The sequence below is a fragment of the Patulibacter sp. SYSU D01012 genome, from assembly GCF_017916475.1.
Lineage (GTDB): Bacteria > Actinomycetota > Thermoleophilia > Solirubrobacterales > Solirubrobacteraceae > Patulibacter.
The window spans coordinates 819309-845567 of the sequence record NZ_JAFMTB010000001.1; the positions used below are offsets into that span (position 1 = coordinate 819309).

The 26259-nt window shown below is 77.3% G+C and carries 22 protein-coding genes; 14 read left to right on the forward strand and 8 right to left on the reverse strand.

The window, feature by feature from the left end:
* The first annotated feature begins 30 nt into the window (after positions 1 to 30).
* Positions 31 to 1068, forward strand: a complete 1038-nt coding sequence (gene ligD, locus J3P29_RS03635) for a non-homologous end-joining DNA ligase (protein ID WP_210491673.1) — start codon at positions 31 to 33, stop codon at positions 1066 to 1068.
* 31 nt (positions 1069 to 1099) lie between these two features.
* Here ligD and J3P29_RS03640 read toward each other — a convergent pair whose 3' ends face one another.
* The 3 genes from J3P29_RS03640 to J3P29_RS03650 form a co-directional block, all read right to left on the reverse strand.
* Complete coding sequence (locus tag J3P29_RS03640; RefSeq protein ID WP_210491674.1) at positions 1100 to 1990, reverse strand: phosphatase PAP2 family protein; 891 nt, start codon at positions 1988 to 1990, stop codon at positions 1100 to 1102.
* A gap of 72 nt (positions 1991 to 2062) precedes the next feature.
* Positions 2063 to 3085, reverse strand: a complete 1023-nt coding sequence (locus J3P29_RS03645) for an ATP-dependent DNA ligase (RefSeq protein ID WP_210491675.1) — start codon at positions 3083 to 3085, stop codon at positions 2063 to 2065.
* An 86-nt stretch (positions 3086 to 3171) separates the two neighbouring features.
* Complete coding sequence (locus J3P29_RS03650; protein WP_210491676.1) at positions 3172 to 4578, reverse strand: serine protease; 1407 nt, start codon at positions 4576 to 4578, stop codon at positions 3172 to 3174.
* Between the two features lie 181 nt (positions 4579 to 4759).
* Here J3P29_RS03650 and J3P29_RS03655 point away from each other — a divergent pair, with 181 nt between their 5' ends.
* The 3 genes from J3P29_RS03655 to J3P29_RS03665 all read left to right on the forward strand — a co-directional run bounded on the left by J3P29_RS03655 (position 4760) and on the right by J3P29_RS03665 (position 8915).
* Positions 4760 to 5308 (forward strand): hypothetical protein, encoded by a 549-nt coding sequence (locus tag J3P29_RS03655; RefSeq protein ID WP_210491677.1) that lies wholly within the window; start codon positions 4760 to 4762, stop codon positions 5306 to 5308.
* 176 nt (positions 5309 to 5484) lie between these two features.
* A complete protein-coding gene (locus J3P29_RS03660; protein WP_210491678.1) occupies positions 5485 to 6693 on the forward strand; it encodes a bifunctional glycosyltransferase family 2/GtrA family protein in 1209 nt (402 codons plus the stop codon).
* Between the two features lie 35 nt (positions 6694 to 6728).
* A complete protein-coding gene (locus tag J3P29_RS03665; RefSeq protein ID WP_210491679.1) occupies positions 6729 to 8915 on the forward strand; it encodes a glycosyltransferase family 39 protein in 2187 nt (728 codons plus the stop codon).
* Positions 8916 to 9098: 183 nt separating this feature from the next.
* On the opposite strand, the gene J3P29_RS03670 is transcribed toward J3P29_RS03665, so the two are convergent.
* Together J3P29_RS03670 and J3P29_RS03675 are read right to left on the reverse strand one after the other, a co-directional pair.
* Complete coding sequence (locus J3P29_RS03670; protein ID WP_210491680.1) at positions 9099 to 10565, reverse strand: serine protease; 1467 nt, start codon at positions 10563 to 10565, stop codon at positions 9099 to 9101.
* Between the two features lie 162 nt (positions 10566 to 10727).
* The gene (locus J3P29_RS03675) at positions 10728 to 11006 is read right to left on the reverse strand and encodes a hypothetical protein (RefSeq protein WP_210491681.1); all 279 of its coding nucleotides are present in this window, start codon (positions 11004 to 11006) and stop codon (positions 10728 to 10730) included.
* 118 nt (positions 11007 to 11124) lie between these two features.
* On the opposite strand from J3P29_RS03675, the gene J3P29_RS03680 reads away from it, so the two are divergent.
* The 6 genes from J3P29_RS03680 to J3P29_RS03705 all read left to right on the forward strand — a co-directional run bounded on the left by J3P29_RS03680 (position 11125) and on the right by J3P29_RS03705 (position 17493).
* A complete protein-coding gene (locus J3P29_RS03680) occupies positions 11125 to 11841 on the forward strand; it encodes a response regulator transcription factor (RefSeq protein ID WP_349239761.1) in 717 nt (238 codons plus the stop codon).
* Between the two features lies 1 nt (position 11842).
* On the forward strand, positions 11843 to 13366 hold the full coding sequence (locus tag J3P29_RS03685; protein WP_210491683.1) for a HAMP domain-containing sensor histidine kinase: 1524 nt from the start codon (positions 11843 to 11845) through the stop codon (positions 13364 to 13366).
* 56 nt (positions 13367 to 13422) lie between these two features.
* A complete protein-coding gene (locus J3P29_RS03690; protein WP_210491684.1) occupies positions 13423 to 14382 on the forward strand; it encodes an RNA polymerase subunit sigma-70 in 960 nt (319 codons plus the stop codon).
* Positions 14383 to 14472: 90 nt separating this feature from the next.
* Complete coding sequence (locus J3P29_RS03695) at positions 14473 to 15096, forward strand: TetR/AcrR family transcriptional regulator (protein WP_210491685.1); 624 nt, start codon at positions 14473 to 14475, stop codon at positions 15094 to 15096.
* A 16-nt stretch (positions 15097 to 15112) separates the two neighbouring features.
* Positions 15113 to 15613, forward strand: coding sequence for a hotdog fold domain-containing protein (locus J3P29_RS03700; RefSeq protein WP_210491686.1), 501 nt, complete (start codon positions 15113 to 15115; stop codon positions 15611 to 15613).
* 116 nt (positions 15614 to 15729) lie between these two features.
* Positions 15730 to 17493, forward strand: coding sequence for a hypothetical protein (locus tag J3P29_RS03705; RefSeq protein WP_210491687.1), 1764 nt, complete (start codon positions 15730 to 15732; stop codon positions 17491 to 17493).
* A gap of 145 nt (positions 17494 to 17638) precedes the next feature.
* Here the strand turns inward: J3P29_RS03705 and thiM are convergent, their stop codons facing one another.
* Positions 17639 to 18442, reverse strand: coding sequence for a hydroxyethylthiazole kinase (gene thiM / locus J3P29_RS03710; RefSeq protein ID WP_210491688.1), 804 nt, complete (start codon positions 18440 to 18442; stop codon positions 17639 to 17641).
* A gap of 72 nt (positions 18443 to 18514) precedes the next feature.
* Positions 18515 to 21247, reverse strand: a complete 2733-nt coding sequence (locus J3P29_RS03715; protein WP_210491689.1) for a penicillin acylase family protein — start codon at positions 21245 to 21247, stop codon at positions 18515 to 18517.
* A 274-nt stretch (positions 21248 to 21521) separates the two neighbouring features.
* Between J3P29_RS03715 and J3P29_RS03720 the strand changes: the two genes are divergently transcribed.
* Positions 21522 to 22424, forward strand: a complete 903-nt coding sequence (locus J3P29_RS03720; protein ID WP_210491690.1) for a hypothetical protein — start codon at positions 21522 to 21524, stop codon at positions 22422 to 22424.
* Here J3P29_RS03720 and J3P29_RS03725 read toward each other — a convergent pair.
* A complete protein-coding gene (locus tag J3P29_RS03725) occupies positions 22414 to 22833 on the reverse strand; it encodes a hypothetical protein (protein ID WP_210491691.1) in 420 nt (139 codons plus the stop codon). The two genes, J3P29_RS03720 and J3P29_RS03725, sit on opposite strands and share 11 nt — an antisense overlap.
* 139 nt (positions 22834 to 22972) lie before the next feature.
* On the opposite strand from J3P29_RS03725, the gene J3P29_RS03730 reads away from it, so the two are divergent.
* From J3P29_RS03730 to J3P29_RS03740, 3 genes are read left to right on the forward strand one after another with little or no spacing between them, the layout of a single operon-like run.
* The gene (locus J3P29_RS03730; RefSeq protein ID WP_210491692.1) at positions 22973 to 24229 is read left to right on the forward strand and encodes an acyl-CoA dehydrogenase family protein; all 1257 of its coding nucleotides are present in this window, start codon (positions 22973 to 22975) and stop codon (positions 24227 to 24229) included.
* Positions 24226 to 25086 carry an SDR family oxidoreductase gene (locus tag J3P29_RS03735; protein ID WP_246851412.1) on the forward strand — a complete coding sequence of 287 codons (861 nt, stop codon included), beginning with the start codon at positions 24226 to 24228 and terminating at the stop codon, positions 25084 to 25086. The genes J3P29_RS03730 and J3P29_RS03735 overlap by 4 nt, the downstream gene beginning before the upstream one ends.
* Positions 25083 to 26168 (forward strand): phosphotransferase family protein, encoded by a 1086-nt coding sequence (locus tag J3P29_RS03740; RefSeq protein WP_210491693.1) that lies wholly within the window; start codon positions 25083 to 25085, stop codon positions 26166 to 26168. Before J3P29_RS03735 ends, J3P29_RS03740 begins: the two co-directional genes overlap by 4 nt.
* Positions 26169 to 26259: the final 91 nt, after the last annotated feature.

The following is a 26259-nucleotide window of genomic DNA, read 5'->3' on the forward strand; positions in this document are numbered from 1 at the left end:
CCGCGCCGCCCGCCGTGGGAGCCTGCCGCCATGGCGAAGGAGGAGACGACGATCGAGGCCGCCGGGCACGAGCTGCGGCTGTCGAACCCGAGCAAGGTCTTCTTCCCCTCGCGCGCCGAGCGGGGCGACGGCCTCGGACCCGAGAAGGCGATCACCAAGCTGGACCTGGCCGAGTACTACCTGGCCGTGGCCGGGCCGGCGGTGCTGCACCTGCAGGAGCGGCCCGGCGCGCTCAAGCGCTTCCCGAACGGCATCACGCAGGACCCGTTCTTCCAGAAGCGCATCCCCGAGACGGCGCCGGAGTGGCTGCAGACCGCGACGGTGACCTTCCCCAGCGGCCGCTCGGCGCGCGAGCTCGTCGTCAACGACGCCGCGCACCTGATCTGGGCGGTCCAGCTGGGGGTCGTCGACTTCAACCCGTGGCCGGTGCGCCGCGCCGATCTGGACCACCCGGACGAGCTGCGCGTCGACCTGGACCCCTCGCCCGACGTGGGGTGGAAGGAGGTCCGCGAGGTCGCGATGACGGTCCGCGACGTGCTCGAGGAGCACGGGCTCACCGGCTTCCCGAAGACGTCGGGGTCGCGCGGCATCCACGTCAACGTGCGGATCCACCCCGAGCACGACTTCACGGGCGTGCGCCGCGCCGCGCTGGCGCTCGCGCGCGAGGTCGAGCGGCGGATGCCGGGCAAGGCGACGTCGAAGTGGTGGAAGGAGGAGCGCCAGGGCGTCTTCCTCGACTACAACCAGAACGCGCGGGACCGCACCGTCGCGTCGGCGTGGTCGGTCCGGCCGACGCCCGAGGCGCGGGTCTCGATGCCGCTGACCTGGGACCAGGTGCCCGACGCCGAGCTCGGCGACTTCCGCCTGGACACCGTGCCGGCGCTGCTGGAGGCGCACGGGGATCCACACGCCGACATCGACGCCCACGCCGGGTCACTCGCGGGCCTGCTGGACCTGGCCCGCCGCGACGAGGAGGAGGGGTTGGGCGACGCGCCCTGGCCGCCGCACTTCGCGAAGGGCAAGAGCGAGCCCAAGCGCGTGGCGCCGAGCCGCGCGAAGAAGTCCTGACCCGCCCGCCGGCAGCCCGCGCGCGGCGGGGTCAGCTCTGACGCGACGAGCAGAAGCCGGCGCGGGCCGACGCGCGGGCGGGCGCCGGAACGGCCGGGAGCGACGGGGCGCGGGCGGCCCGGATCGCCCCGCCGGCCCGGGCGACGAGCCGCGGCGCGCCCCACACGATCAGCCACGCGACCAGCGTCACCGCCAGGCCCGCGACGACGTCGAGGACGTAGTGGTTGCCCGTCGCGACGACCGTCACGGCGATCAGGGGCGCCCAGGCGGCGCCGAGGACGCGCCCGACCGGCGTGCGCGCCGTCGACGCCAGCGCGGCGGCCACGGCGAACGCGAAGGCCGCGTGCATGCTGGGCACCGCGGCGAGCGGGTTGTAGAAGAGCTGCGCGATCGGGGACGTCAGCGTGTGCGAGCCGCTCAGGGTGATGGTGTCGGCGATGCCGGTCCCCGCCAGCCGCGGCGGGGCGACCGGCAGCAGGGCGGCGACGGGCGTCGCCAGGATCCAGCCGACCACGAGCGTCTCCCACAGCCGGGCCCCGGCGGTCCGCGAGCGCCGCGTCACCCAGACGAGGGCCGCCGGCGTCACGACGAACTGCGCCGCCAGGTACACGTGGTTGAGCACGAAGACGAGCGCGGGCACGTCGAGCGCCGTCTGCACGCTGCCCTCGAAGCCCAGGCCGAGCGTGCGCTCCAGGTCGACGAGCCCCAGCGCGTTGGCGTGCGCCGCCACCTCGTCGGTGCCGCCGGTCCAGCGGGCCGCGGCGTACGCCGCGTAGGCCAGGGCCGCGACCAGGACGATGCGCTGCCACGTCCACCGCACGAAGACGGGCGCCGGCGCCGCGGCCGACGCGGCCGTCAGCGGGGCCGGGCCGTCGCCGCCCCGGCCGGCGGGCTCGGGGGCGATGGCGGACGACGACGACATGGGACCGCCGAACCTACCACGGTCTCTGCACCTGCAACTACCGTTGGGAGCAGTCGCACACCCGATCGTCGGTCAGGCGTCGAGCTGATCGAGCGTGCACGCGGCCGGCGGCTTGTCGTCCCGCCAGCGCTCGAGCTTGGCGCCGTGGCGGATCCGGCCGCCGCTGACCTGGTCGAACGACACCTCGACGACGAGCTCGGGCCGCAGCTCCACCCACTCGAGCTCCTTGTCCGACTTCCAGCGGCTCGGCTCGCCCTGCTGGACCACCCCGGTGCCGTACGGCTCGAGCTCGGCGCGCAGCTCGCGCTTGCGCTTGGCCGTGAAGCTCGACGTGTGGCCGACCGTGCGCAGCGCGCCGTCGGGCGCGTACAGGCCCAGCACGAGCGAGCCCACCGTCCCCTCCTCCTTGCCCGGCCGCCAGCCCTGCACGACGCAGTCGATGGTGCGCTTGCGCTTGACCTTCACCATCCCCTTCCGCTCGCCCGGCAGGTACGGGGCATCGAGCTCCTTCGCCACGACGCCCTCGGTGCGCTGGAGCCAGCCCTCCGCCTCCTCCGGCGTGCGGACCGCCGGGGTGATCGACACGCTCGAGTCGCCGAACGCCGGGGCGGCGAGGAACCGCTCCAGGGCGTCGCGCCGCTCGGCGAACGGCCGGTCCAGCAGCGAGACGGTGTCGAGCGCCAGCAGGTCGAAGGCGACGTAGCGGGCGGGGGTCTGCTCGGCCAGCATCGCGATCCGCGACGCCGCCGGGTGGATGCGCTGCGAGAGCGCGTCGAAGTCCTGGTTCTCCGGCACCGTCGCGGCCTCGCCGGCGGCGTCGTCCTCGCGCAGGTCGATGACGATCTCGCCGTCGAGGACGTAGCGGCCGGGCGGGAAGCGCAGCTCGGGGAAGTAGCGGTCGAGCGGCTTCCCGGCGCGCGAGACGATCCGCACGGCGTCCTCGGCGTCCGCGTCGCCGTCGTCCGGGACGTCGACGAAGACGAGCGCGCGGAAGCCATCCCACTTCGGCTCGTACGACCAGCCGCCGCCGGTCGGCAGACCCGCGCGGGCGCGGGCGAGCTGCGGGGCGAGCGGCGGGGCGACGGGCAGGCTCACGGTCGCGCCAGCGTAGCCGCCGTCCGTCCCCGCGTGGGAGGGCCGCACGCCGCGGTGCGCCGGGCGCCCGCGCCCGGCCGCCGCGCTCAGGCGCCCGGCCGCAGCGTCACGCGGGTGGCGCGGCGCTGGCGGTTGCCCGCGCCGTCCTCGGCGCGCAGCGTCAGCGTGTAGCGACGGCCCGGGCGCAGGCCCTTCGCGGTGACGCCCCAGTTGGCGCCGCCGATCGCCTCGGCCGTCAGCCGCTGGGCGTGCGTGCGTCCGCAGCGGCGGGCCCGCGTGCGGCAGGCGACGGGCGTGCGCCAGCGCAGCGTCGCGGCGACGCGCCGGACCCCCGTGGACGGCAGGGGGTCGGTGACGGCGACGTTGACGACGCAGCGCGTGCGCCCGCAGTCCTGGGCCGCCACGCGCGACGTCGGGCGCTCCGCGTCGCGCGGGTCGGAGGAGGACGAGCCGGCGTCCGGGGCGTCGCCGCCCAGCCCCGCGGCGTGCCGCACGAAGCCGCCGACGGCGGGGTCGGCGATCCGTGCGTACAGGCCCGGCCGGTTCGCCTGCGCGCACCCGCTGCCGAGGCTGACGATGCCGACGAGCGCGGGCGTGCCGCCGACGAGGGCGGTCAGCGGGCCGCCGCTGTCGCCCTGGCAGGCGTCGACCCCGCCCGCGCGCTCGCCGGCGCACAGGACGCGGCGGGTGATCCGCACGCCGACGCGGGCGTACGCGCGGGCGCAGGAGCCGTCGTCCACGACGTGGGTGGTGGCGGCCTGCAGCGTCTGCGGGTAGTCGGAGCGCCCCGTGCCGACCTCGGGCTGCGGCGCCTGGTTGCCCCAGCCGGTGACGGTGACCGGGTCGCCGGTGCGCGCGACGAGCGCGGCCTGCTCGGGCGTGACCGGCGCGATCGGCGCGATCGCGGTCGTGCCGTCCGCGACGGGCGTGCCGGTGTAGAGCGGCGCGTCGAGCGTCAGCACGGCGGCGTCGCCGTCGAGCGTGCCGAGCACGAACCCCGGGCGGATGGCGACGCTCCGCACGCCGGCGTCGCGGGCGGTCGCGACCTCGGGCTCGCCCGCGCGGCGCAGGCGGGTGACGCCGGCCAGCACCCGCAGGCGCGAGACGGGCCGCACCGTGCCGCGCTCCTGGTCGAAGACGCAGTGGGCGGCGGTTGCGACGTGGGTGGCGTCGAGGATCGCGCCGCCGCAGAACTGCCCCAGGAACGGGGAGGCCTGGGCGCCGCCGAGCGTGGGGTCGTAGATCGCGGCCTGGTACGGGGCGCGGGTGATCGCGACGGGGGCGCCGCCGACGATCCGCTCGCCGGCCCGGCGCTCGCCCGCGACGGCGGGCGCGGCGGCGAGCAGCGCGGCGGCCGCGGCGAGCAGCGCGACCCGCGGCGTCGCCGTGCGGGCCGCACGGCGGATCGACGGGCGCGGAGCGGCGAGGCGGCGCGGGGGATGGGGGCGGAGGCGGGGCACGCGGGACGTCGGTGCGTGGGGACGCAGGGACACGATCCCAGCCTTCCCGCCGCCCGGTCGAAGTCCTTCCGGGCGTGCGCGGGTGCACGGACCCGCCCACGGCGGGCGGGGACGGGGCGGGGCGCCGGCGGCCGCGCTCGGGTCTCGGCCGTCGCCCAGCGCCCGCCCAGCGCCCGCCCAGCGTCCTCCCAGCCGCGGACGGGACCGTGACGGCATGAGCTACCTCGTTCGCATCCGCCGCACCGTCCCGGCCCTCCTGATCGCCGGCGCCGCCGCCCTCGGCGTCGTCGGCTGCGGGGCCTCGTCCGACGCCGGGACGACGAACGCCGCGGCGACCACCGCGGCGTCCGCGCCCGGCGCGCGCCCGGCCGGCCAGGCCCCGCAGGGCGGTGCGCCCGGCGCCCTGTCGACGAGCGACCTGCAGGCCGCCGCGAAGGAGCTCGGCGTCACGACCCCCAAGCTGCAGGCCGCGATGGAGGCCGCGCGGCCCAGCGGCCGGCCGGAGACCCAGGCCGGGTCGGGGGCCGCGCCGAGCGCCGGAACGGGATCCGGCGACGACCCGCGGACCGCGATGTACGCGGCCGTCGCGAAGGCGCTGGGCCTGGCGGCGAGCGACGTCCGGGCCGCCCTCGCCGACGTGCTGCCGAGCGGCGGCCCCGGGGGCGCCGGCGCACCGCCGCAGGGCGCCACGCCCGACGGCTCGGGTGCGGCGGGCGCCGCCGGCGGCACGAGCACCACGACGGGCACCGCGACGTCGTCCTGACGTCCTGCACCGGACACCACGGGGCCGCGTCCGCGGCCCGGCAGCGCAGCACGAGCCGGCGGGGCTTCCCCGCCGGCTCGCGGCCGTCCGGGGGGAGGAGGGCGGCGCGCCGCCTTCTCAGCCAGCCCCCAGGAGCGCCCCAGCCCGCTCCCGCACCCCGGCCGCACCGTGGAGGCATGCCTTCCGCGACCGCTCGCTCCGCCCCCCACGACGGCCTCGCGCCCGCCGGGCCCGACCGCCGCCCGCCGGTCGTCGAGGTCGTCGTCCCCGTCCACGACGAGCAGGCCGCGCTGCCCGGGTCGATCCGTCGCCTGCACGAGCACCTGAGCACCGCCTTCCCGTTCGCGTGGCGGATCGTCGTCGTCGACAACGCCAGCACGGACGCCACGCCGCAGGTCGCCCGCGCGCTGGCCGACGACCTGCCCGGCGTCCGCGTCGTGCGCCTGGACGAGAAGGGCCGCGGCCGGGCGCTGCGCGCGGCGTGGACGGCCAGCGACGCCGACGTCCTCTGCTACATGGACGTCGACCTGTCGACCGACCTGCGAGCGCTGCTGCCGCTCGTCGCGCCGCTCGTCTCCGGGCACAGCGACCTGGCGATCGGCTCGCGGCTGGCGACGGGCTCCAACGTCGTCCGCGGCCCGAAGCGCGAGCTGATCTCGCGCGCGTACAACCGGATCCTGCGGCTGTCGCTCCACGCGCGGTTCACGGACGCGCAGTGCGGCTTCAAGGCGATCCGCGCCGACGTGGCGCAGCGGCTGCTGCCGCAGGTGCGCGACCAGGCGTGGTTCTTCGACACCGAGCTGCTCGTCCTGGCCCAGCGGCAGGGCCTGCGGATCCACGAGGTGCCCGTGGACTGGGTCGACGACCCGGACTCGCGCGTCGACCTCGTGCGCACCGCGGCGGACGACCTGAAGGGCGTCGCGCGGCTGCTGGCGACGGCACCGATCACGCGGTTCCTGGCGATCGGCGTGGTGTCGACGCTCGCGTACGCGCTGCTCTACCTGCTGCTGCGCCCGGGCCTGGGCGCGGGGGTCGCGAACGTCGCCGCGCTCGCGGCGACCGCCGTGGCGAACACGCAGGCCAACCGGCGCTTCACCTTCCGCGTCCGCGGCCGGCGGCACCTGGCCCGCCACCACGCGCAGGGCGCCGCCGTCTTCGTGCTGACGGTCCTGCTGACGAGCGGCGCGCTCGCCGTGCTCCACGCGGTCGACCGCGCCCCCGCCCGCGTCGTCGAGCTCGCCGTCCTCGTCGGCGCCAGCGTGCTCGCCACCGTCTCGCGCTACGTGGCCCTGCGCTTCTGGGTCTTCGCGCACCCCGAGGCCCGCGCCCGCGCCGCCGCGCCCACCGCCCTCGCGACGCCGGCCGAGGCCGGCGAACGCGCCTGATCCCCGACCCCGACCCCTTCGGAACGACCTCCTCCATGGCCACCCATCCCCCGATCGAGCGTCCGCTGGATGCCCGCCCCGACCCGCCGCACACGACCGCCGGCCCCGAGCCTGCGGCCCCGTCCTCGCGCGCCCGTCGCCTGGCGCTCGCCCTGCGCGCGCGCCCCGAGCTCGTCGCGCTGCTCGTCCTCGCCGCCGTGCTGCACCTGTGGGCGCTCGACCGCAACGGCACGGCGAACGCCTACTACGCCGCCGCGGTGCGCTCCATGACGCAGTCCTGGAACGCCTTCCTCTTCGGCACCTTCGACGGCGCCGGCGTGATGACCGTCGACAAGCCGCCCGCCGCCCTGTGGGTGCAGGCGCTGTCGGCGCGGGTCTTCGGCTTCTCGTCGTGGAGCCTGCTCGTGCCGCAGGCCCTCATGGGCGTCGCGACGGTCGGACTGACGTACGACCTGACCCGCCGGCGCTTCGGCCGGATCGCGGGCGGCGTCGCCGGCCTGGTCCTCGTCCTCACCCCGATCAGCGTCGCGATCTCGCGGCACGACAACCCGGACGCGCTGCTGATCCTGTGCGTCGTCGGCGCGCTGTGGGCGACCGTCCGCGCGCTCGAGGGCGGCCGCACGCGGTGGCTCGTCCTGGCGGGCGTGCTCGTCGGCCTGGGCTTCGAGACGAAGATGGCCGCGGCGCTCATGGTCGTCCCCGGCCTCGTCGCCGCGTACCTGTGGGTCGCCCCGCGGGGCCGTTGGGCCGCGGCCCGGCAGACGGCGGCGTTCGGCGCCGCGGCCACGGTCGTCGGCCTGGCCTGGCCGGTCCTGGTCTGGCTGACCCCGGCGGGCTCCCGCCCGTGGATCTCGGGCACGAACGACAACTCGATCTGGTCGCTGATCCTGGGCTACAACGGCCTGGGGCGGCTCTTCGGCCAGGACGGCGGGCCGGGCGGCGGCGCACGTGCGGGCGCGGCCGGCGGCCCCGGCGGCGGAGGCGGCGGCATGGGCGGCGTGTTCGGCGGCGATCCCGGGCCGCTGCGGCTGCTCAACGACGCGCTCGGCGGCCAGGCCGGCTGGCTGCTGGGCCTGGCGCTCGTCGCCGGCGCGGGTCTGCTCGTCCTGACCCGCCTGCGGCGCAGCGACGCGCGGACGGGGTGGCTCGTCGCGGTCGGCGGCGCGTGGCTGGTCACCGCCGTGGCGTTCAGCCGCGCGGAGGGCATCTTCCACCCGTACTACGTGTCGGCGCTGGCGCCGTTCACCGCGGCCCTCGTGGGCGCGGGGATCGGGACGATCGCCCGCGGCGGCCCGACCGCCCGGACCCTCGGGCCGCTGGCGATCGCCGGCGGCGTCGCGACCGAGCTCGTGGTCCTGCACCGCAGCGCGACCGACCTGGGCTGGATGACGCCCGTCCTGCTGGTCGGCGGCGTGGTCGCCGCCGTGGCCCTGGCCGTCGGCCGTGGCGGCGGGCGGGTGCGCGGCGCCGCGCTCGGCACGATCGTCGCCCTGCTCCTCGTCGCCCCGGGCGCGTGGGCGGTCCAGACCCTCGGCCACGCGACGAGCAGCACGTTCCCCGCGGGCGGCCCCGCGTCGGCCGGGATGGGGATGGGCGGGCCCGGGGGCGGCCGCGGCGGGATGCGCGGCGGCCCGGGCGGGATGCCCGGCGGCGCGCCCCCGGCCGGGGCGATGCCGGGCGGCGCCCCGGGCGCGGCCGCGGGCGGCACGACCGGGGCCGCACCCGGCGGCGGGACGAGCGGCACGACCGGGTCGCCGTCCGGCACGGCCCCGACGCCCGGTGCGGCCGGGCGGACGACCGGGACGGCCGGCGGGCGCGGCGGTCCGGGCGGCGGCGGGATGTTCGGCGGCGACACGCAGTCGCTGAGCGCTGCGCGGCGCTACGCGCAGGCCCACGGCGGCGGGACCGTCGTCGTCGCGAGCCAGAGCGGGGCCGCCACGCAGATCCTGAGCAGCGCGGGGAGCGCCCAGGTGGCCGGAATCGGCGGGTTCTCCGGTAGCGAGAGCGCGGTCACCGCCGACTGGCTGGCCGACGCCGTGGCGTCGGGGAAGGTCCGCTGGTTCCTGGCCGCGAGCGGCGGGGGGATGGGCGGCCGCGCCGACGGCCGGGTCGGCGCCACCGCCATCTCGGCGATCGTCGAGCGGGTGGGCAAGCAGGTCGCGAGCGTCGACGGCCTGTACGACCTGCAGGGCCTGGCGGCGCAGCTGCGCGCGGCGGGCTGAACGGCGTCGTCGACGGGCCCGGGGCGGCGCTCGCCCCGGGCCCGCCTCGCGGACCGGGTGCCCGGACGAGCGCGACGCGCGGCCTCGGGGGCGCCGCGCCTGCGGCCGGACCTGCCGCCGCCGGACCTGCCCCCGGAGCGCGGGGCCGCGGCCTGGCACGCGCGTCCCGGCCGGCGTGGCAGCTCAGCGGGTGCGCAGCTTCGCGCTCGTGACGCGGGACGCGTTGCCGGCGGCGTCCGTGGCCGTCAGGGCGACGCGCACCGTCGTCCGGCGCGGCAGGCGCGGGGTGGCGAGCAGGTAGGTGTCGCCCCCGGCGCGCTGCGCGGCGATCGTCCGGGTCGTGGTGCGGACGCACGTCGCGCGGCGGCCGCGCTTGCGGCAGGAGACCTTCGTCGACCACCGCAGCGTGGCGCGCACGCGGCTCACGCCGTCCGTCGGAGGCGGGTCGACGACGGACGTCTTCACGTGACAGCGCGACCTCGTGCACGTGCGCGACAGCACGCGGACCGTCGGCGCCGCCGTGTCCGCCTTCGGCTGGGGGACGGCCGGCGTGACGGGCACCGTCGGCACCGGCGGCGGGACGGGGGCCGGCGTCGGAGCCGGGGTCGGCGCGGGCGTCGGCCCGGGCTGCTCGATCTGCGCCGCGCACAGGACGCCGTCGGGGGCGATCCCCGGTGTAGGGGCCCGCGTCGCGGACGGGTCCGCCGGCAGTCCGGCCGCCTGCCGCACGAACGCGGTCAGGTCGCGGTCGGCGACGCGGGCGTACACGCCAGGGCAGGTCGGGGCGGCGCATCCTGCTCCGAAGCTGACGACGCCGGCCAGCGCGCGCACGCCGCCCACGGACGCGGCCAACGGGCCGCCGCTGTCACCCTGGCAGGAGTCCTTCCCGGTCTCCCCGGCGCACAGCATCCGCCCGGTGAGTCCGCCGGCGTACGCCGCCTGGCACCGCTCGTCCGCCACGGTCGGGATGGAGACGCCGCGCAGCGTCGTCGGGTAGACGCCGGGCGAGGCGTCGTCGGGGGCCCGCTGGGTCGTGTCTCCCCAGCCGCTCGCGAACACGGAGGTCCCGGCGCCGATGGTCGCCGCCTGCGTGCCCGTGGCCAGCGGCAGCGGCGCGATGGCCGTCGCGCCGTCGCCGGTCGGCGACCCCGCATACAGGTCCGAGGCGAGGGTCAGCACCGCGACGTCGCCGTCGTACGTCTCGGGGTCGTAGCCCGGGTAACGGGCGATGGCGACGACGGCCACGTCGCGCCCGGGGGCCGGCACGGTGACCGCCGCGTCCGGCAGCGTCGTCGTGCCCGCCACCACGCGGATGGACGCGGTCGACGTCACGGGCGCGCCCGGCTCGTCGGCGGTCACGCAGTGGGCGGCGGTGACGACGACGCGCGGCGCGACGATGGTCCCGCCGCAGAACTGGCCCCACCAGATGCTCGGCGCCTCGCCCGGGGCGGGCTGCGCCTCCGGGTTCCACAGCGCCACCTGGTACGGCGCCGTGCGGATGTCGATGGGCGCGCCGCCGACGATGCGTGGCGTGGCGCGGTGCCCGGTCGCCGACGCCGCGGCCGGGACGAGCAGGGAGAGGAGGCCGAGCAGGAGCGCGGCGGTCGCGGCGGCGAGGGAAGCCGGGACGCGACGGGCGGATGGACGCATGAGGACGGACGAGGGTAGCCGCCGCGCCCGGGCGGGGTGCACGCCGTAGACGGACGTCGCACCGTGCGTGCGGCGCCGCTCGGGGGCCTGGGCCCGTGGCGTTCCGCGTGCTCGGGCCCGGCGCGTGCCGGCCCGCCGCGGCGGCCGTCGCGCGCCGGGCGGTCAGTCGCCCGGCCGGCGGGGGTTGCCGATCCCGTCGCGCCGCTGCCGGCGCCGCAGGCCCAGGTCCATCACGAGGAAGAACACGGCCATGAAGGCCCCGAAGACGACCGCCTTCCCGGTCCCGCCACCGGTCACGGCCCACAGGAGCCCCGCGACGATCCCGCCGACGAGCGCGCCGAGCACGACCTGCAGCGTCGTGCGGCGGTCGACCGGCGGCTCGGCGTCGCGTCGCCCGCCGAGGCCGAAGTACGTGCGGATGCGATCGATCGTCGACGCCATGGGCACCTTGTACCACCTTCGGGGGCGCGCGCGGACGGCGTACGGCTCCAGGACGGGGGCGGCAGACGGCGCGCAACGCTCCCAGGATCCTCCAAGCCTCGGCCGCGATACTCCGTCCGTGGCCACTCCCGAAGCCCCCGCGCAGCGCGTGCTGGTCGTCGACGACGAGCCGAACATCGTCGACGTCGTCTCCATGGCGCTGCGCTTCCAGGGCTTCGAGGTCGCGACGGCCGGGACGGGCGAGGAGGCGCTCGCGCAGGTCGACGCGTTCCGTCCGCAGATCATGGTCCTCGACGTGATGCTGCCCGACATGACGGGGTTCGACGTCGCGGATCGCCTGGGCGCGCAGCGCGGCCACGTGCCGATCGTCTTCCTGACCGCCCGGGACGCGACCGAGGACAAGCTGCGCGGCCTGACGTCGGGCGGCGACGACTACGTCACGAAGCCGTTCTCGCTCGAGGAGCTCGTCGCCCGCATCCGCGTGATCCTGCGCCGCACCGGGCAGCAGGCCGACGACGGGGCGGTCCTGCAGTTCGAGGACCTCGAGATGGACGAGGACACCCGCGAGGTCACGCGCGGCGGCGCCCCCGTCGAGCTGACGGACACGGAGTACCGGCTGCTGCGGTTCTTCCTGCGCAACCCGCGCCGCGTGCTGACGCGCGCGCAGATCCTCGACCACGTCTGGGACTACGACTTCGGCGGCGACGCCCGGGTGCTCGAGACGTACGTGTCGTACCTGCGCAAGAAGCTCGACGCGGCCGTGGGCGGCGACGCCCCCGCGCTCATCCACACCGCCCGCGGCGTCGGCTACGCCCTGCGCGCGCCGAGGCGCTGACGTGTCGCTGCGCGCGCGTCTGACCCTGACGCTCTTCGTCATCACCGCCGTGGCCATGGTCGGCCTGGCGGCGATCACGTACACGAGCCAGCGCTCCGCCCTGATCGACCAGGTCGACGCGAGCCTGTGGTCGATGGGCCAGGGGGTGCAGGCCGAGCTGTGGCGCGAGAACCGGCCGGTCGGCGCGCGGGCCGCCTGGGGGCCGGGCGAGGACGCCGACGACGTGCACCGCGGGCCGAACCTGCAGCCCGGCACGTACGGGGAGTGCCGCGACGCCGCCGGCCGGGCCGTCGGCGACAGCGTCGGGCCGCTTCCGGTCTACGGCGCGCCCTCGACGTCGATCCCGCGGCCGCAGCTCCCCGCCGTGCTGCGGGGCGAGCGCACCTTCACCAGCGGCGCCGTCGGCGACGACGACCTGCGCTACCGCGTGCTGGTCACCCCCGTCCGAGCGGGCCCCGGCCCGGGCGGCCCGGCCCGCTCCGCCTCGTGGACCGCGGACGGCGAGCCGGTCGCCTACGCCGTCTCCGCCGTGCCGCTGGCCGACGTCGACGCGACCCTCTCGCGCCTGCTGCGGACCGAGGCGATGGTCATCGGCGGCGCGCTCGCGCTGCTCGTGGCGCTCGCGTGGCTGATCGTCCGCGTCGGGCTGCGGCCGCTGGACCGGATGGCGACGACGGCCGGCGAGATCGCCGCGGGACGCCTGGACCAGCGCGTGGAGGAGACCGCCCCCGGCACCGAGGTCGGGCGCCTGGGCCGGGCGCTGAACGGGATGCTCGGGCGGCTGGAGCGGGCGTTCCGCGAGCGCGAGGCCAGCGAGGAGCGGCTGCGGCAGTTCCTCTCCGACGCCTCGCACGAGCTGCGCACGCCCCTCGCGTCGATCCGCGGCTACGCCGAGCTGTTCCGCGTCGGCGCGGTGCGCGAGGAGCAGGACGTGCGCAAGGCGATGGGCCGGATCGAGGACGAGGCCGCGCGGATGGGGACGCTCGTCGAGGAGCTGCTCGTGCTCGCGCGCCTGGACGAGGAGCCCGAGCGCAGCGTCAGCCCCGTCGACCTGTCCACCCTGGCCGAGGATGCCGTCGAGGACGCGCGCGCCACCGCGCCCGACCGCGCGATCACGGCGGACGTGTCGGGCGAGGCGGTCGTCCTGGGCGACGACGGCCAGCTGCGGCAGGTCCTCGCCAACCTGGTCCGCAACGCGCTCGTCCACACGCCCGACGGGACGCCGATCGAGGTCGCCGTGCGGCGCGCCGGCACCGACGTCGAGCTGCACGTGCGCGACCACGGCCCCGGGCTGCCGACGGACGACCCGCAGGCGATATTCGGCCGCTTCTGGCGCTCCGAGGGCGGCCGCACGCGCGGACGCGGCGGCGCCGGCCTGGGGCTGGCGATCGTCGCGGCCGTCGTCGAGGCGCACGGCGGGACGGTAGGCGCGCGGGACGCCGACGGCGGCGGCGCGTGCTTCGTCGTGCGCCTGCCCGCCGCACCCGACGACGACGGCGCCGACGCGACGGGCGACGCGGCCTAGCGGAGCGGCCGGCGCGGCGGTGATGAGCTTCCGGCCCCGGCGCCGTCCTACCCACCATGAGCCCCACCTCCACCACCGACCGCGACGCCTTCGAGGCGCAGGTGCGCCGCCACGCCCGCGAGCTGCACGTCCACTGCTACCGGATGACCGGCTCGCTCGAGGAGGCCGAGGACCTCGTCCAGGAGACGTTCCTGCGCGCCTGGCGCAAGCGGGGCCAGCTCGCCGACCGGACGGCGCTGCGCGCCTGGCTGTACCGGATCGCGACGAACGCCTGCCTGGACGCCCTGGACAAGCGCCCCCGGGCGGCGACGGCCGACGGCGAGATCCTGTGGCTGCAGCCCTATCCGGACGCGCTGCTCGACGAGCTGCCCTCGGGCGACGACGGGCCCGAGGCGGCCACCGTGGCGAAGGAGACGATCGAGCTGACGTTCCTCACCGCGATCCAGCACCTGGCGCCGCTGCCGCGCGCCGTGCTCGTCCTGCGGGACGTCCTGGACCTGTCGGCGCGCGAGACCGCCGAGATCCTCGAGACGACGGTCGCGTCCGTGAACTCGGCGCTGCAGCGCGCGCGGGCCGGCGTGCGCGAGCACCTGCCCGAGCCGCGCGCGGAGTGGCGGCCCGGGCAGGAGGGGTCGGCGGCGCAACGCGACCTGCTCGCCCGGTACGTCGCGGCGACGGAGCGCGTCGACCTGCAGGCGCTGCTGCCCGTCCTGCACGAGGACCTGCGCTTCTCGATGCCCCCGCAGCCCGGCACGTGGGACGGCCGGGACGCGGTGGTGCAGGCGTGGATCGACGGCGGCTTCGGCACCGAGGCGTTCGCGACGCTGCGCTGCCTGGTCACCGCCTGCAACCGCCAGCCGGCCGTCGCCGCCTACGTCCGCGCGCCGGGCACCGACGCGTTCCGCCCGCTGGCGCTCGACGTCCTGCGCGTCGAGGACGGCCGGGTGCGCGAGATCGTCACGTTCGACGGCGCGCTGTTCGGGCGCCTGGGGCTGCCGGCGACGGTCCCGGCGTAGGCGCCCGGCGGGGCCATAGGGAGCGGCGCGCCGCCGCGAGAAGTTTCGGAGGACTTGTTCTAGAACGATCGCTCCTGTACGATCCGCGGCATGGCGCGCCCCCGGCTGCACGACCTCGACGCGCTCCTCGACGCGGCGGAGGAGCTGCTCGCGGCCGGCGACGGCCGGGCCGTCACCATCCGGGCCGTCGCGGAGCGGGCCGGCGCCTCGAGCGGGTCGCTGTACCACGCGTTCGGCTCGCGGAACGAGCTGCTCGGCCGCCTGTGGCTGCGCGCCGCCCGGCGGTTCCTCGCGCTGCAGCGCGAGGCGGTCGAGCGGTGCCTCGCCGCCGGCGACGCGTGGGAGCACGCCGAGGACGCGACGGTCGCCGCGGCCCTGACCCTGCGCGACCTGCAGGCCTCCGCCCCGGCGAGCGCGCAGGTGCTCATCCGCCACCGGCGCGAGCAGCTGCTCGAGGACGGGCTGCCGGACGCCCTGGACGACGAGCTGCGCGCGCTCGACGGCGAGCTCCTCGGCGTGCTGCGCCGCCTGGCCGCGTCGCTCTTCGGCACGGCGGACCGCCGGACCGTCGAGACCGTCGCCGTCTGCGTCGTCGACCTGCCGCCGCCGCTGCTCGACGGCCGACGGCCGCGCCTGATCGATCCCGCCGACGCCCTGGCCGCCGCCGTCCGCGGCGTGCTGCGGGCCGCCCGACCCGCGCCCTCCGGCGCCTGACCCGAAGGACCCCGCGATGCCCACGACCGCCACCGCCCGCACCGGGCCGATCCTCGCCGCCTACCGCCGCCTCGACCGGCTGCCCCGCGTGGGCCGGCGCCTGTTCTCCCTCGCCGTCGGCGTGCAGGCGCCGTACTTCGCGACCATCCGGCCGAGGTTCGAGGAGCTGCGGCCCGGCTACGCGCGCGTCCGCGCGCCGCTGCGTCGCCGGGTGAAGAACCACCTGGGCACCTTCCACGCGATCGCCTGCTGCAACCTGGCCGAGCTCGCCGCGGGCACCGCCACGGACGCGAGCCTGCCGGCCACCCACCGCTGGATCCCCAAGGGGATGACCGTCCAGTACCTCGCGAAGGCGCGCACCGACCTGACGGGCACCGCGACCGTCGAGGACCTGCGCGGGCTGCGGGCCGACGAGACGCGCGAGCTCGTCGTCCCCGTCGAGATCGCGGACGACCACGGCACCACGGTCGTGCGGGCCGAGATCACGATGTGGATCTCGCCGGCGCGCGGCGCCTGACCCGCGGGTCTCGCGGGCGCCTCGCCGGTCCGGCGCGCCCGCGGCGGGGCCGGGCGGTCGTCGAACGACCGTCCGCCCGGGTCCGACCGGGAGGGGCCGCGGCCGACGACCCCGGCGTGCGCCGTCCCCTGCTGCTCAGCCTCGCCGTCCTGCTGGTCGGGGCGGCCCTGCCTCCGTCGGCGCCTGCGGCGGGCCCGACCGATCCGCAGCTGACGATCTACGCGGGCGACGGCACCCAGGGCGCTCCCGTGCCCGGGCCGGCGCTGGCGTCGCCGCGCAGCTCGACGTCGGCGATGGACGTCACCGCGGACGGCACCCTCTACGCGCTCGACCTCGTCGACCACGTCGTCGAGCGCATCACCCCGGACGGCGAGCTGACGATCGTCGCGGGCGACGGCACGGCGGACCCGTTCACGGCCGGCCCGGCGCGCTCGTCGGGCCTCGGCGGCCTGACGTACGCGCTCGCCGCCGAGGACGACGGCACGCTGTACGTCGGAGACTGGGGGTCCGGACAGATCGCCCGGATCACGCCCGACGGCCGGCTGTCGGTCTTCGCCGGCGACGGCACGCGCGGGCTGCCGGTCGACGGGCCGGCGACCTCCTCGCCGCTCGGCTACGTCGTCGGGCTGGACACGGACGCCGCCGGCAACGTCTTCTTCGCCCTGCAGGACCAGTTCGCGGTCGTGCGGATCACGCCCGGCGGGACGTTGACGCGGATCGCGGGCACCGGCGACGGCGGCCCGATGACGGACGGGCCGGCGCTCGCGTCGACCATGGTCCCGCGCGGCGGGACCGTGCTGCCCGACGGCACGTACTACGTCTCGAGCGGCATCCCGTCGATCGCCCGGATCGCGGACGGCGACCTGCGGGTCGTCGACACGACGATCTCGACGCCCGTCGGCATGAGCCACGACGAGGACGGCCGCCTGTACGTCGCGAGCAACGCCGGCGCGCGCATCACGCGGCTCGGCGCGGACGGCTCGGCGCCGACGCCGGTCGCGGGCGACATGACCAACGGCCTGTTCGCGTTCACGCCGGGCGATCCGCTCGCCAGCAGCTTCTTCTCGACGGTCGTCGCCGCCGACCCGTCGGGCGTCGTCTACACGATCGACTACCCCAAGCAGATCGGCCGCGTCGGCCCCGCGGTGCCCAGCCGGCCGCGCGCGGTCACCGCCGTCGCCGGGCCCGACGGTGCCGTGACGGTGGGCTTCGTCCCGCCGGCGAACCGCGGCCTGACCGCGATCACCGGCTACGAGGTGAGCGCCGACGGCGGCGACACCTGGGCGCCGCTGGACACGACCGCGGCGCCCGGCGGCCGCCGGACGGGCCGGGTCGAGGGCCTGGCGGTCGGCACGCACGCGATGCAGGTGCGGGCGCGCAACGCCTCGGGCGCCGGCTTCGTGCCGGCCCAGCCGCGGACCGTCGTGGTGGCCCCCGCCGCGCCGGCGGAGACGCCGGGCGCCCCGGAGGGGCCGGTCGGCACGCCGGCCGCCGCGCAGCCCGCCCCGGCGACGACGCCCGCGGCCGTCGCCACCCCGCCCGCGCGCCCCGCCGCCCCCGCCAAGCCCGCCCGCCCCGTCCGCCGGGCCCCGTCCGTCTGCACCGCGAAGCGCCGCGTGCGGCTGCACTGGCGCGTGCGCCGCGGCACGCCCGTCCGCGCGGTCACGGTCACGGTCGACGGCCGCCGCGTCCACGCGCTGCCCGGGGACGCCCGCTCCGCCGTCGTGACGGTCATGAGCCGGCGCACGCGCGTGTCGACGGTGCGGATCGTCGCGACGACGACGGGCGGCCGGCGCCTGACGTCGACGCGCACCTACCGCCTGTGCGCCCCGCGCCGGGCCCGGACGCTGCCGACCACGGTCCTGCGGCCGGCGCGCTGAGGCGCCGCGGCCCGCAGCCGCCCCGGACCGCCCGGACGGCCGGGCGGGGGCGCGGTCGGTCCCGGAACGCAGCGGACGGGGCGGCGCGGGCCTGCCCGGGAGGCGTCCGGCGGGCGGGCTCCCCGTCGCGCCCGGCCGGCGCCCGCTACGCGGCGGGCGCCTCCAGCCGGGAGAGCTCGTCGAGCAGCGCGACGGCGAACGACCCGGGGCCGCGGGCGGCGCTCGCCGCCCGCTCCGCCGCGGTCGCGACCACGACGTGCGCGGCCGTGGCGGCGTGGAGCGGCGACCCGCTCACCGCGCAGAACGCCGCCACGAGCGCGCCCAGGGCGCAGCCCGCCCCGGTCACGCGCGTCAGCTGCGCGTCGCCGCCCGGCACGGTGACGAGCGCGTCGGCGGTGACGAGGTGGTCCGTCGGCCCGGACACCGCGACGACGGCGCCGGTGCGGACGGCCAGCTCGCGGGCCGCGTCGAGCGCCGCCTCGGGTCCGTGCGCCGAGTCCACGCCGCGCGCGGCGTCCAGCCCCGCCGCCCCCGCGAGGGCCAGGGTCTCGGACGCGTTGGCGCGCACGACGGCCGGCCCCTGCGCGACGAGCTCCTGCGCCAGCGCGGTGCGCATCGACAGCGGGCCGACCGCGACGGGGTCGAGCACCCAGGGCACGCCCGCGGCGTTCGCGGTCCGCACCGCCACCCGGGCGGCCTCGCCCTGCTCGGCGGTCACGGTCCCCAGGTTGACGAGCAGCCCGCCCGCGACGCCGGCCAGGTCGGCGACCTCCTCCGGCGCGTGCACCATCGCCGGCGACGCGCCCGTGGCGAGCAGGACGTTCGCCGTGAAGTTCGACACGACGACGTTGGTGATGCAGTGCGTCAGCGGCGTGGCCCGGCGCAGCGCGGCCAGGTCGGCGACGACGGCGGGGTGCGGCCAGGTGCGGTCGGTCTGCGGGGCGCTCATGGGTGCCCCGACGCTAGCGCGGCGCGCCGCCCCGGCCGCCCCGCGGGGCGGGACGACCGGGGACGGCGGCGGTCAGCGGACCGCGACCACGCGGATCGTGCCGCGGCGCGGCACGACGAAGCGCGCGACGCCGCGGCGGTCGGTGCGCGCCCGGTAGCTGCGCGCGCCGACGCGGATGCGGACCAGGCGCTTGCGGGCCACCGAGGCGCCCTGCGTCACGCGGACGCGGACGACCCGCCGCCCGCCGGCCGTGCGCGTGACCGAGCGGACCTGCGTGCGGAAGCCGCGGGGGCCGCGTGCGCCCTTCTCGCCCTTCTGCCCCTGCGGGCCCGGGATGCCCTGTGGGCCCGGCAGCCCCGGCACCCCGGGGACGCCGGCGGGGCCGGGCGTGCCGGCCGGGCCACCGGGGCCCTCCGGGCCGGCCGGACCGGCGGGGCCCTGGTTCGGATCCGGCGTGTCGTCGGCCACCTCGATGCGCGACTGCGCCCCGGCGGCGACGTCGTCCTCGCGGAACGGCACGTCGATGAACCGCAGGTCGGAGAACCGGCGCGTCTGGTCCGCGAAGTACGGCGACGTCGGATCCTCGGACTGCGAGTACGAGAGCAGCGCGCGGGCGCGCGGACCGTCGGTCGCGTTGACCTCGGCGAACATGACGAAGCTCGATCCGTGCAGCACCTCGCCGTACGTGGCGGGGTCCGTCGAGACCGACGTGACGGGGTAGCAGCCCGTGTTGCAGCCCGAGATCGGGATGCGCTCGCCGCCGCGGGTGGCGTGCTGCACGTCGCCCCAGGACGCGTCGAGCGGGAGGTCGCGGGCACGCAGCTCGGCGACCGCGTTGGCCAGGGCCTGGACGGTCGCCGCGTTGCCGGCGTTCAGCGTGGTCGGCGTCGTCAGCGGGTTCGCCGGGTCGTAGCCGACGGACCAGAAGCCGTTCTGGTCGACCGGCGCGAGGGCGTAGAAGCGGGCGAAGAGCCAGCCGCCCTTCGCGTCGCGGTTGCCCGAGCCGTCGAAGGCGTCGAGGACCGGGCAGGCCGCGCTGATGTCGACGCTCGTCGTCGGACCGGTCACCACCGGGGCGTCGTCGTTGTCGCGGCACAGGGTCCGCAGGTTCGGCAGCATCAGCTCGGCGCCGAGGTTGCGGTTGGCCTTCCACGCGTCCTCGAGCGACGTGCGCGAGAAGCGGCCGCCGTTTGTCAGGCCGGTGCGCAGGATGTCGGCGCCCAGGCGGGTGCGCAGGTTCTGCTGGCCGCCCTCCGCGCCGATGACGGGCGAGAAGCCTTCGGTCGGGTCGCCCGGGATCGTCTGCCAGTACGAGTCGTTCGAGTTCTGCACCGCGCGGCGGGTCGTCCGCACGGGCATGTTCTTCGGCCCCAGGATGCCGGCGCGCACGGCGTCGTCGTCGGCGCCCAGGTCGCAGGCCGGGCGCGAGCCGTCGAGGATGAAGAAGCGCGACGCGACGGCCGCCCGCGGCGTGCCGTCCGGGATGCAGTCCGAGGCGATCTGCTCGCGCGTCAGGTGCGGGGCGACGGCCAGGTCGGTGTAGAACGCCGTGCCGCGGTCGTCGGCGCCGAGGGTGTTGACCCACGGGATGCCCTGGATCCGCCGCTGCGCGTCGACGAGCTCCTGGGCGCTGCGGGCGCGGTTCATCGCGAGCCACTGGTCGAACAGCCGCAGGTTGTCGCCGTTGGCGTCCTGCATGGCGTACGCGACGGAGCGGGTCCAGCCCAGGCCGAGCGTCGGGTACAGCGCGACGCGGCCGAAGCGCGTGGAGTACAGGGTGCGGGACTGCGGCAGGACCCCGAGCGGCGTCTTCGCCTCGACGGTGACGGTCTGCTTGCGCATCGCCAGCGTGCGGCCGCCGTAGACGTACTTCGTCGGGTCGCTCGGGTCCAGCGTCAGCCGGTGGAACGTGAAGCGGCGGCCCGTCGAGACGGTGTGCGACCAGGCGACGTGCCGGTTGTGGCCGATGTTGACCACGGGCGAGCCCATCAGGCTGGCGCCGACGACGTCCACGTCGCCCGGCACCTGCAGGTGGAACTCCCAGAAGCGCTCGTTGCCCGCCCACGGGAAGTGCGGGTTGCCCAGCACCAGGCCGTCGTGGTTCTCGGTCGCGTCGCCGCCCAGGCCGATGGCGTTCGAGCCCAGGGTCGGCTCGGCCTTCGGGTCGAACATCGTGCCCTTCAGGCGCGCGGCGACCTCGTCCTCGGTCAGCGCGGGGGCGTCGTCGGCGGCCGCGCGGCGCTCGGCCCGCGGCGGAGCGGCGGCGGGCGGCTGCGCGCCGACGAAGGCGGACGTGAACTGGGCGGAGCTCGCGCGCATGCCCAGGTTGTTCGCCAGGCGCCAGACGTCGATCTCGCCGATCGGGCGCACCCACTCCGCGCCCTTGCAGCGCGGGTCGGTGATGCCGTCCCGGCCGCCCTTCTCGGCCAGGTAGCGGTTGTAGCCGGCGGCGTACCCGCGGGCGAGCTCGCGGGCGTCCTGCGACGGGCCCTCCGGGAACGGCTGCTCGAGCTGCTTCTCGATCGTCCGGTCGTCGAGGATCGACTTCCAGAACCAGTCCGAGATCAGGTTGGCGTTGCCGGTGCCGACGCCCAGGTAGCGGGCGCGCTCGGCGCTCGTCGTCAGGTACGAGTCGGCGAGCGTGCAGATGTTGTCCTGGGCGGCGGCGTAGCCGACGCCGAAGCCGCCGTCGCCGAGCGTGGCGCCCTTGACGTGCGCGATGCCGCCCTCGGTGCGGGTGACGCTGGCGTCGTAGGCGTGCGCCGGTGCGGCCGCGAGCAGGGCGCTCGCGGCGGTCGCCAGCACGACGGCGGCGCCGCGGAGGCGGGCGCGTGGCCGTCGGGGGAGGGGTCGTGGCCTCATGGGGCCCTCCGGGGGGTCGGGGTGAACGGCGAGACCCTAGGGACGGCGTCTGCTGATGTGGGAATCATCCGTCCACGTGCCCCGTACGCACCCGGCTCGTGCGATGGCGCACGCAGCGGCGACGGCCACGACGTACACGGCGCGTCCCCGGCTTCGGCGGCCCGCCGGGTGCGCTACAACCGAGGGGCGGCCTCGTCCCCCGGCCGCGCCGTCCCGCATGTCCGTGCCCCGCAACCAGCCCACGCCGCCCACCCGCGTCCAGCCGTCCGCTCCGGCGCCCGCCGCGCCGGCCCCCGCGAGCGCGCTCGACCTGAAGACGCTGATCATCTCGGCGCTCTCGTCGGCCGCGGCGGCGTTCGTCTTCTCGCACGTGTGGGCGCCGGGCACGCTGACGTCCGCGGCGCTGTCGCCGGTCATCGTCGCCCTCGTCCGCGAGGCGCTGAACAAGCCGACCGAGGCGGTCTCGGCGGTGCTGCCGACGCCGCGGCGCGCGGTCCGCCGCCGCGGGGACGGCGACACGCCGCTGGCGCCGCCGACGCCCACCGAGGCGATGCACCACGGCGGCGCGGACGGCTACGGCACCCCGCCCACCGCGGCGACGCGCGCCCACGACCCGTACGCCGCCCACGACCCGGTCGGCGCGGGCGCGGCCGACGCGCCCGTGACCGTCTACGCGGTCCGCAAGCCGCTGCGCCACCGTTGGCGGCTGGCGATCGTGACGGGGCTGCTGGGGTTCGTCATCGCCGCCGTCCTCATCACGGTCCCCGAGCTCGTCACGGGCAGCTCGGCCACGGGTGGCGGCGGCACGACGCTGTTCCACAACGGCTCGTCGCGCAGCACGACGCCGCCGGCGACGACCACCACCACGACGGCGCCGACGAAGACGACCACGACGACGAAGACCATCACGCGCCCCGCCCAGACCGTCACCGAGACGACGGAGAAGCAGACCGTCCCCGACGAGCCGACAGGCCCCGACGCCGCGCAGCAGGAGCAGCGGCAGGGCACGACCTCCCGCCAGGACGCCGCCCCGCCCGCGACGCCGACCCAGCCGCCGGCGACGACGCCCGCGCAGCCGCAGGCCGCGCCCGGGACCGACTCGGGCGCCGTCACGCCGTAGGCGGCGCGCCGCCCGCGCGCTCGCGGCGCCGCGAGCGCCACGCGCCGGCGAGCCGGCCGCCCTGCACGGCGGCCGGCAGGAAGAAGACGGCGAGTCCCGAGACCTCGTAGAACGGGTGGCCGGTCGTCGCCGCGTAGGCCACGGTCGCGACGACCGCCGCGACCGCGTAGGCGACGCGCACCACGCGCCACTCCTCCGCGTCGCGGGCCCGGAGCCCGCCCCAGAGCTCCAGGACGGCGGCGATCGGCGTCAGGGCGGCCGTTCCCGCGGCCACCGCCCACCGCTCGCGGTCGGCCGCGACCCAGGCGACCGTCGCGCCGATCGCCAGGGTCAGCGCGGCCACGACGTACGGCTCGACCGGCCGCCAGCGCGGCCAGGCGCGCGCGTCGGGTCGGGGACGGGTCGGCACGCACGCCGCCACCCTAGCCCGCCGCCCCGGGCCGGGCCAGCGCGTCGACCGCCGTCGCTCCCCGCGCGCCCGTACCGGCGAGTAGGGTGCCGACCACCGGGCGTCGGGAGAGCGTCCGCACCCGACGGAGAGGCACCGCATGGACTTCGCCCCGAGCCCGCGCGCCCAGGAGCACCTGGAGCGGGTCGACGCGTTCATCCGCGAGGAGATCGAGCCCCGCGAGGAGGCGCACCTGCGCGAGACGCTCGCGATGCGCGAGGGCGCCTTCGTCGTCCCGCCGCTCGTGGACGAGCTGAAGCGCAAGGCGCAGGCCGCCGGCCTGTGGAACCTGTTCCTGCCGCACCCCGCCGAGGTGCCGGGCGTCCCCGCGGAGCTCGCCGGTCCCGGCCTGCGCAACGCGGAGTACGCGGTCCTGGCCGAGCGCATGGGCCGCACGCAGCTCGCCCCCGAGGTCATGAACTGCAACGCCCCGGACACGGGCAACATGGAGGTCCTGCTGGCCTTCGGCTCCCCCGAGCAGCAGGAGCGCTGGCTGGCGCCGCTGCTGCGCGGCGAGATCCGCTCGGCGTTCTGCATGACCGAGCCCGACGTCGCGTCGTCGGACGCCACGAACATGCAGGCCACCGCGATCGTCGACGGCGACGAGATCGTGCTGAACGGCCGCAAGTGGTGGTCGACCGGGATCGGGCACCCGGACTGCGAGGTCCTGATCTTCATGGGCCTGACCGACCCGGAGGCGCACCGCTACGGCCAGCACTCCATGGTGCTCGTGCCGCGCGACACGCCGGGCGTGACCGTCGAGCGGATGCTGCCGACGATGGGCTTCCTCGACGCGCCCGGCGGTCACGGCGAGGTCTCGTTCACCGACGTGCGCCTGCCGCTGTCGGCGGTCATCGGCACGCCCGGCGGCGCGTTCGGCATCGCGCAGGCGCGCCTGGGGCCGGGCCGCGTGCACCACTGCATGCGGCTGATCGGCCTGGCCGAGCTGGCGCTCGAGCACGCCTGCCGCCGCGCGACGACGCGCGTGGCGTTCGGCAAGCCGCTCGCCAACCTGGGCGGCAACCGCGAGCGGATCGCCGACGCGCGGATGAAGATCGACCAGGCGCGGCTGCTCGTCCTGCACGCCGCGTGGCTGCTGGACACGCAGGGCCTGCAGGGCGCGCTCGGCGCGGTCTCCCAGATCAAGGTGGTGGTGCCGAACATGGCGCAGGAGGTCATCGACATGGCGATCCAGCTGCACGGGGGAGGCGGGCTGTCGGACGACTTCCCGCTCGCCGGCGCGTGGACGAACGCCCGCGCGCTGCGCCTGGCGGACGGCCCGGACGAGGTCCACCGCGGCGTCGTCGCCCGGCTCGAGCTCGCGCGCTACAAGGACGCGGCGGAGGCGGCCCGATGAGCGGCCGGCGGATCCTCATCACCGGCGCGGCGTCGGGCCTGGGCCACGCGCTCGCGACCCGCTACGCCGCCGACGGCTGGCGCGTGCTGCTGACGGACCAGGACGAGGCGGCCCTGGAGCGCGCCGTGGCGGCGCTGCCGGCGCCCGGCCGCGACGCCGCGGCCACCCGCGTGCTCGACGTGCGGTCCGACGACGACTGGGCCGACGCCCGCGCCTGGGTCGAGGAGCGCTGGGGTGGACTCGACGTCCTCGTCAACAACGCCGGGGTGGCGACGGGCGGCCGCTTCGCGCACCTGCCGATCGAGGACTGGGAGTGGATCCTCTCGATCAACCTGATGGGCGTCGTCCGCGGCTGCCGCACGTTCGTCCCGCTCTTCGAGGACCAGGGCGACGGGCACCTGGTCAACATCGCGTCCGCCGCCGGGCTGCTCAACCCGCCGGTGATGGCGAGCTACAACGTCGTCAAGTCCGGCGTGGTCTCGCTGTCGGAGACGCTGCGGTGGGAGCTGGAGCCCGCCGGCATCCGCACGACCGTCGTCTGCCCCACGTTCTTCCGCACGGGGCTGGCCGGGACGTTCCGCACCCCGGACGCGGCGGTCCGCCGGTCGATGGAGAAGCTCGTCACGCAGAGCTCGGTCCCCGCCGAGACGATCGCCGGCCGGATCGTCGAGGGCGTGGCGAAGGGGCGCTTCCTCGTCCTGACCGACCGGCAGGGCGTCGTCGCCTACGCGGTCAAGCGCTTCGTGCCGCCGCTGTTCGCCCGCGAGGCCCGCAAGGGCGCCCGCCGGCTGCTCGGCGCGATCGCGCGCTCGGAGCAGGAGCAGGCCGCGCCGGCCCCGGAGTCCCCGCGGGCATGAGCACGCCGCCGCGCGACGAGCCGCGCGACGTCCGGGCCGAGGACGCGTTCGACCCGGCGCCGCTGCACGCGTGGCTGGCGCCGCGCGTCGACGGGGTCGACCCGGCCGACCCGCCGCCGCACGTGCGCCAGTTCTCGGGCGGCGCGTCGAACCGGACGTACCTGCTGCGCTACCCGGAGCGCGACCTGATCCTGCGCCGGCCGCCGGCCGGGCACCGCGAGGGGACGGCTCACGACGTGCTGCGCGAGGCGCGGGTGCAGAGCCGCCTGCGACCCGCGTACCCGTACGTCCCCGAGGTCGTCGCGGCGGCCGAGGACGACGGCGCGCAGGCGCTGCTGGACGGGCCCTTCTACGTCATGGAGCGGATCGAGGGGACGATCCTGCGCGGCGACCTGCCGCCCGGCATGCGCCTGGATCCGCCGCAGGCCCGGCGCCTGGCCGAGGAGGCGATCGACCGCCTCGTCGAGCTGCACGCCGTCGACGTCCGCGCCGCCGGGCTGACCGACCTGGGCCGCGGCGCCGGCTACGTCGAGCGGCAGGTCGCGGGCTGGTCCCGCCGGTACCGCACGGCCCGCACGCCCCGCGCCCCGAGCTTCGAGCGGGTCATGGCGTGGCTGGACGCGCAGCGCCCGCCGGACTCCGGGCTGTGCGTCATCCACAACGACTACCGGCTGGACAACCTGGTCCTGGACCCCGCCGGCAGCGGCCGCGTCGTCGGCGTCCTGGACTGGGAGATGGCCACCCTCGGCGACCCGCTCATGGACCTGGGCGGCGCGCTGGCCTACTGGATCGAGGCGGGCGACGGCCGGATCATGCAGATGCTGCGCCGCCAGCCGACCCACCTGCCCGGGATGCTGACCCGCGAGCAGGTCGTCGACCGCTACTGCGAGCGGGCGGGGATCACCCGGCCGGACTGGACGTTCTACGAGGTCTTCGGGCTCTTCCGCCTGGCGGTGATCATGGAGCAGATCTACCGCCGCTACCACGACGGGCAGACCACGAACCCCGCGTTCAAGTCGTTCTGGATCGGCGTGCGGTACCTGGACTGGCGCTGCCGCCGCATCATCCGCCGGGCCGGCTGACCCCGCGGCTCGACCGGCGGCCCGCCGGCCGCCGGCCGTCCCCGGCGGCCCGCGCTGCACGACGGCGCCCACGCGGGAGGGGGCGGGCGGC

Excerpts from the sequence above, each read along its gene's own strand:
- ligD (WP_210491673.1), top strand. The coding sequence starts at position 31 with ATGGCGAAGGAGGAGACGACGATCGAGGCCGCCGGGCACGAGCTGCGG.
- J3P29_RS03640 (WP_210491674.1), bottom strand. The coding sequence starts at position 1,990 with ATGTCGTCGTCGTCCGCCATCGCCCCCGAGCCCGCCGGCCGGGGCGGC.
- J3P29_RS03655 (WP_210491677.1), top strand. The coding sequence starts at position 4,760 with ATGAGCTACCTCGTTCGCATCCGCCGCACCGTCCCGGCCCTCCTGATC.
- J3P29_RS03660 (WP_210491678.1), top strand. The coding sequence starts at position 5,485 with ATGCCTTCCGCGACCGCTCGCTCCGCCCCCCACGACGGCCTCGCGCCC.
- J3P29_RS03665 (WP_210491679.1), top strand. The coding sequence starts at position 6,729 with ATGGCCACCCATCCCCCGATCGAGCGTCCGCTGGATGCCCGCCCCGAC.
- J3P29_RS03670 (WP_210491680.1), bottom strand. The coding sequence starts at position 10,565 with ATGCGTCCATCCGCCCGTCGCGTCCCGGCTTCCCTCGCCGCCGCGACC.
- J3P29_RS03675 (WP_210491681.1), bottom strand. The coding sequence starts at position 11,006 with ATGGCGTCGACGATCGATCGCATCCGCACGTACTTCGGCCTCGGCGGG.
- J3P29_RS03690 (WP_210491684.1), top strand. The coding sequence starts at position 13,423 with ATGAGCCCCACCTCCACCACCGACCGCGACGCCTTCGAGGCGCAGGTG.
- J3P29_RS03695 (WP_210491685.1), top strand. The coding sequence starts at position 14,473 with ATGGCGCGCCCCCGGCTGCACGACCTCGACGCGCTCCTCGACGCGGCG.
- J3P29_RS03700 (WP_210491686.1), top strand. The coding sequence starts at position 15,113 with ATGCCCACGACCGCCACCGCCCGCACCGGGCCGATCCTCGCCGCCTAC.
- thiM (WP_210491688.1), bottom strand. The coding sequence starts at position 18,442 with ATGAGCGCCCCGCAGACCGACCGCACCTGGCCGCACCCCGCCGTCGTC.
- J3P29_RS03720 (WP_210491690.1), top strand. The coding sequence starts at position 21,522 with ATGTCCGTGCCCCGCAACCAGCCCACGCCGCCCACCCGCGTCCAGCCG.
- J3P29_RS03730 (WP_210491692.1), top strand. The coding sequence starts at position 22,973 with ATGGACTTCGCCCCGAGCCCGCGCGCCCAGGAGCACCTGGAGCGGGTC.
- J3P29_RS03735 (WP_246851412.1), top strand. The coding sequence starts at position 24,226 with ATGAGCGGCCGGCGGATCCTCATCACCGGCGCGGCGTCGGGCCTGGGC.
- J3P29_RS03740 (WP_210491693.1), top strand. The coding sequence starts at position 25,083 with ATGAGCACGCCGCCGCGCGACGAGCCGCGCGACGTCCGGGCCGAGGAC.